At 71.7% G+C, this 5557-nt stretch carries 4 protein-coding genes; 2 read left to right on the top strand and 2 right to left on the bottom strand.

The genetic code is table 11. The features are described 5' to 3' along the window. Nucleotides 1-41: 41 nt before the first annotated feature. A complete protein-coding gene (locus QR77_RS22280; protein WP_236710773.1) occupies nt 42-932 on the bottom strand; it encodes an aminoglycoside phosphotransferase family protein in 891 nt (296 codons plus the stop codon). Between the two features lie 88 nt (nt 933-1020). On the opposite strand from QR77_RS22280, the gene QR77_RS22275 reads away from it, so the two are divergent. Together QR77_RS22275 and QR77_RS22270 are read left to right on the top strand one after the other, a co-directional pair. Then, entirely contained in the window at nt 1021-1728 is a 708-nt protein-coding gene (locus tag QR77_RS22275; protein WP_052488974.1) for a rhomboid-like protein, read from the top strand. Continuing rightward, on the top strand, nt 1725-3119 hold the full coding sequence (locus QR77_RS22270) for an FAD-dependent oxidoreductase (protein WP_040023862.1): 1395 nt from the start codon (nt 1725-1727) through the stop codon (nt 3117-3119). Before QR77_RS22275 ends, QR77_RS22270 begins: the two co-directional genes overlap by 4 nt. A gap of 74 nt (nt 3120-3193) precedes the next feature. Here the strand turns inward: QR77_RS22270 and QR77_RS22265 are convergent, their stop codons facing one another. Continuing rightward, nucleotides 3194-5341 carry a restriction endonuclease gene (locus QR77_RS22265; protein WP_173476336.1) on the bottom strand — a complete coding sequence of 716 codons (2148 nt, stop codon included), beginning with the start codon at nt 5339-5341 and terminating at the stop codon, nt 3194-3196. Between the last annotated feature and the right edge of the window lie 216 nt (nt 5342-5557).

The raw sequence follows: 5557 nt of genomic DNA, 5'->3' as shown, positions 1-5557 counted from the left end.
ACCGCACCCGGCTGAAAGGGCTGCCCGACACATGACGGGGTCTACTTCCCCAGCAGAGTCCGCGCGATGGCGGCGTGCTCGGGGACCACGGACCGCATCCACAGGCCGTTCTGGAGGACCCGCCCCAGCGTCCAGGCCCGTGCCCGTTCGCGGTCCAGGCCCACCACTTCCGTCATCAGGTCGAAGCGCCACCCCACGTGCGACGCGTCGAAACGGTTGAAGAGTGCGGGCAGCAGCTCGAAGCCCGGGTCACCGGCGAGCGGTTTCGGGTCGATGGCCAGCCAGGGTTCGCGCCCGCCCGACAGCACGTTCTCGTAGTGCAGATCCCAGTGCAGCAGCCGGTCGCCGGGCTCCCCCGCCACCTCGCGCAGCGCCGCAGCGCAGTCGCGCAGCAGCCGCCGTTCACCGGCGTCGGCGACCAACGGCACCACCACGGGTACGTCGTCCAGCATCCGGGCCGCGAGATCACCGAGCGTCCGCCGCAGTCCCGCGGGAGCCTCGGCCGCCGTCAGGCGGGCCAGCAGCCCGGCCACGACGCCCACGGCCTCCCGGATCTCCACCCCGCTCAGGTCGCGTGCCGCTTCGAGGCGTTCCAGCAGCAGGGTTCCGGTCTCGGCGTCGTACTCCAGCAGGCGTACGGCTCCGTCGCCGTTCCAGGCGGTGAGCGCCACCGGTTCACCGGCGGTCTCGTCGTCGAGGGGCTGGAGCTTGAGTACGGCGCGTTCCTCCGTACGTTCCCCCTCGCCTGCTCCCGCGCGCTCCACCGGCAGCACCAGCGCGCACACGCCGTACATCGAGGGGCCTGTGACCCGCAGTCCCCACAGGTCGAGGAAGTGCGCGGCGCGGTCCGGCAGCCCGGCGACGAAGGCGCGGCCCGCCTCGCCGTTGAGCCTCGATTGTGATTTCGCCCACTTCACCGGAATGTCGATCACGCATCGGATCCTACGGGCGTGCGTCAATCGCCCCATGCGCCGTTTTCTCCACCGCGCCCGCTCCTGGGCCCGGTCCCGCTCCTGGGTCATGCCGGTCCTCCGCCGGGTCGCGACCGCCCCGGGCACGTACCTCTGGCTGGCGGCGCTCTTCGCCACCACGGTGGTGCTGCACCACATGTCGCCGGAGTTCGAGGAACAGTTCCTGCGCCGGCACTCCACCAACATCCATGAACTGTCGACGAATCCCGTGCGCGTCCTCGTCGCGAGCGCCTTCTGGATCGACGGCGACACCACCTGGCCGGGCGGTGGGTGGCTCGGTAGCTGGCTTCCGTACGCCGTACTGTTCACCGTCTTCCACGCTCCCGCCGAGCGCTGGCTCGGCAGCGGGCGGTGGCTGGCCGTCGTCACGTTCGCGCATGTCGGCGCAAGTCTGGTCAGCGAGGGGGTGCTCGACTGGGGGATCCGGCACGGCCACGCCCCGCAGTCCGCCATGAACACCCTTGATGTCGGGGTCAGTTACGCGCTCGCCGGCATCATCGGCGTACTCGCGTACCGCATTCCGCCGCTCTGGCACCGGCCGTACACCGCGGCCGTACTGATCTTCTACGGCGTCCCGCTGATCGCCGGGGCCACCTTCACGGAGGTCGGCCACTTCAGCGCGGTGCTCATCGGACTGGGCTGCTACCCGCTCACCCGGGCGCGCGACAGCGGGCGCAGCAGTGGGCGGGACAGTGGGCGGGACCTGCCGCCCGCCCTGGACAGGGGGACAAGTACAGGTGTACGAACACCCTCATGACCAGCACGACGATCAACGGCGGCATCTCCTTCTGGTACGCCCAGGACGGCATCCCCGCGCCACGGGAGCCGCTGCCCGGCGACGCGCACGCCGATGTCTGCATCGTCGGCGGCGGGTTCACCGGGCTGTGGACGGCGTACTACCTCAAGAAGGCCGTCCCCTTCCTCAACATCACTGTGCTGGAGGCGACGTTCTGCGGATACGGCGCCTCCGGGCGCAACGGCGGGTGGCTCTACAACGGTGTGGCGGGCCGCGACCGTTACGCACGCCTCCACGGTCATGAGGCGGCGGTGCGTCTCCAGCAGGCCATGAACGACACCGTCGACGAGGTCGTACGGGCCGCCGCCGAGGAGAAGATCGAGGCCGACATCCACCAGGGTGGTGTGCTCGAAGTCGCCTACACACCAGCGCAGTTGGCGCGTCTGAAGGACTTCCACACCGTCGAGATCGCCTTCGGCGAGACCGACCGTACGCTCCAGGGCGCCCGCGAGACCGCCGAACGGATCCGGGTCCAGGGCGCTGTCGGCTCGACCTGGACCCCGCACGGCGCGCGGCTGCACCCGGTGAAGCTGGTCAAGGGGCTCGCGGCGGTGGTCGAGGCGCTCGGCGTCCGCATCCACGAGTCGACGCCGGTCACCGAGATCAGGCCCAAACACGCGGTCACGCCGTACGGCACGGTGCGCGCCCCGTACATCCTGCGCTGCACCGAGGGCTTCACGGCGGGGATCAAGGGCGCCCGCCGCACCTGGCTCCCCATGAACTCCTCGATGATCGCGACCGAACCGCTTCCGGCGCACATCTGGGACACCATCGGCTGGGAGGGCCGGGAGGCGCTGGGCGACATGGCGCACGCGTACATGTACGCGCAGCGCACGGCGGACGGCCGCATCGCCCTCGGCGGCAGGGGCGTCCCGTACCGCTACGGCTCGAAGACGGACAACGACGGCCGCACACAGGCCGCCACGGTCCAGGCCCTGCGCGAGATCCTCATCCGCTTCTTCCCCGCGACGACGGGCGTACGGATCGAGCACGCCTGGTCGGGCGTGCTGGGCGTCCCGCGTGACTGGTGCGCCACGGTCACCCTCGACCGCTCGACGGGGCTCGGCTGGGCGGGCGGCTATGTGGGCTCGGGGGTGGCCACCACGAACCTGGCGGCCCGCACGCTCCGGGACCTGATCCAGCAGGACGCGGGCCAGCAGGGCGCCACGGACCTGACCAGGCTGCCGTGGGTCAACCACCGGGTCCGCAAGTGGGAACCGGAGCCGCTGCGCTGGCTGGGGGTGCACGGTATGTACGCGGCGTACCGCACGGCGGACCGCCAGGAATCCACCTCGCGTACGGCGGCCACGCACCCGCTGGCGCGGGGGGCGAACCGGATCTCGGGGAGGTAGGGGGAGGTGGGAAGGACCCGCCACCGGACCCACCACCCCGCCTGCCCCGCCCGCCGGGCCCCCCGCTGCTCCCGCTACTCCACGTCGATCCCGAAGTCGCCCACCAGCTCCTCCAGCCCGCCCCGGTAGCCCTTGCCGCCCGGGACGAAGTCCCAGTCGTCGCCCGAGCGGCGCCGGAAGGAGCCGAGGACCAGGGCTGTTTCGCCGGGCCGGCCGTCCGACACGGCGAGCCGGTCCAGTTCTGTGCCGGACGCGTCGCGCAGCCGGATCCCCGCGTCCGTGAAACCCGAGAGGTCCGCCTCCGGGTTCTCCACCGGGTCCACCGCCGCCACCAGCACCAGCCGGTCCGCCTCCCCCGGCAGTCCGTCGAACATCACCCGGATCGCCGCCCGGTCCCCCGCCGAGCCGGGCACCATCCGTACCGAACCGTCCGGGGTCCGGGCGTTGTTGAAGAAGACGAAATGATCGTCGCTCAACACCTGACCGCCCCGGCACACCAGTGCGCACACGTCGAGCGACACCGCGCCCGCCCACGTCATGCCCAGTGTGTTGTGTTCGCCGTCGGACGCGGCTGCGCCGGGAGCGGCTGCGCCGGAAGCGGCGCTAGCCGCTCGGGCACTCGCCGCTCCGGCGCTCACCGGCGCTGTTCTCCGGGTTCTCTGGCCGAGCCGCCCCCGCAGGCCGTGCCGGTGCAGCAGATCCACCAGTTCGGGTCCCGGTACCAGGGTCAGCGGTTTGCCGTTGGCGAAGGTGTACGAGCCGGGGCCGAAGCCCGAAGTCGTCACCAGCACGCCCTTGTTGGCCCCGGCTCCCTGCACCGTTCCGTAGAGGTCGCGTACCGCCGACGGCGGCACCGTGTTCCGGTACCGCTTGACCTGCACAATTATCTTTCCGCCGACGATGGGGTCCGGATCGAGCGCGTCCACGTCCACGCCGCCGTCGTTGGACCGCTGGGTCATCACCGCGCGCATCCCCCGCGCCCTGAACAACTCGGCGACCAGCCCCTCGAACTCCACCGGGTCCATGGCGAAGAGATCCGGCTCCTCGCCGCCCCCGTGCGACACCACCTCCGAGCCCACCTGATCGGGGAAGCGCACCGGGCTCGCCGGGGTCCGCTGGTCGGGCCGCGCCGACAGTTGCCCTCCGAGGCCCTCGGTGAGACAGTCCACGGCGCTGACGTGCTGGAGGTTGAGCGCCTCGAAGACCGACCGCTCCGCCATCACCGTGGCGAGATACACCTGCGCCCGGTGGCCCGTCGCGGGATCGACGTCGTCCACGAAGCCGTTGAGGGCCACCGAACTCACCGTACGGAACTCGTCCGCGGCGAAGATGTCCCGCAGCACGAGCAGGACGCACTGCGCCAACACCCCCCGGTACAGCGCCCGGCGCTGTGCCACCGGGCGCGGCGACTCCTTCTCCTGGTCGAGGCTGGGAAAGAACTTCACGGCCTTCGCCTCGGGCACCACTCCGTACCCGGGCAGTTCCCAGTCCAGCACGAGCTGGCCCGCCGTCCGGTCGAAGGCGGCGGTCACCTGTCTCGGGAAGTCGAGATCCGCCGGCCATCCGGTCGACGCGTAGAGCGCCGCCGAGAAGTACTCCACCACCGTCTCGGGCTCACCCGCGCGCAGCGCTTCGACCATCGCTGCGACGCGCGCGTTGTGCTCCCGTACCTCCGCCAACTGGCCGCCGGCCCAGGCGTCGTACTGCTGCTGGTACGCCGCCAACTGCTGCTGCCGGTGCCCCTCCGCCGCCTGCGCCGCCCGCAGGTCGTACGCGTACCTCGCCTGCGCCTCCTGCTGCGCCGCCGCGCGCCGCGCCACCGACCAGCCGCCGCCCGGTACTTGGTACCTGGCCGGGTCCGGCATCGGCACCGGATACGCCAACTGCCCGGGGGCGAACGGCTCCACGTACGCCTCCTCGCGCCGCAGCGCCGAGGTGCGGAAGGCGGGTGCCCGGCATCCCGTCGCCAACAGGCTCTCCAGCAGGGTGACTTGCGCGTCCAGCTCCCGCGTACGGCTCTGTGCCGATGCCTCCCGCTGCCGCCGGTACTCGGCCCGCTGCCGGCTGTCCGACTGCCGCATGTCCTGTGCGCGCACCCGCTGTTGCCGCTCGGCCTGCCGCTGCTCCTGAACCCGCGCCCGCTGCCGCGCCTCCTGCTGCCGCTGCTGCTGGCGCTGGGCCTCCGCCCACACCCCGATCAGCCCGCTGGAACGACGACTCATACGGTCACACCCCTCCCCACGGGGTCACAGACGCACCGGACCCCGCCACACCCGCCCAGATGAGACAAGTGTCGCGGACCGGAGGGGGGTCGGTGCACCGTTTCGACAGCGGGGACTGCCTTCTTTCGGCAGGTCCGCCGGACAGGGGCCAGTGATCTGGTTCGCGAGCTCGGCGAACTCCCGGACCAGCACCGGGCCGGGCCGGGGGCCGGCCCC

Origin of the sequence: Streptomyces sp. 150FB (genome assembly GCF_000818195.1) — a bacterium.
In the GTDB taxonomy this organism is placed as follows: domain Bacteria; phylum Actinomycetota; class Actinomycetes; order Streptomycetales; family Streptomycetaceae; genus Streptomyces.
The sequence above is the reverse complement of the archived record's forward strand: the minus strand, read 5'-3'. Positions and strand labels throughout refer to the sequence as shown.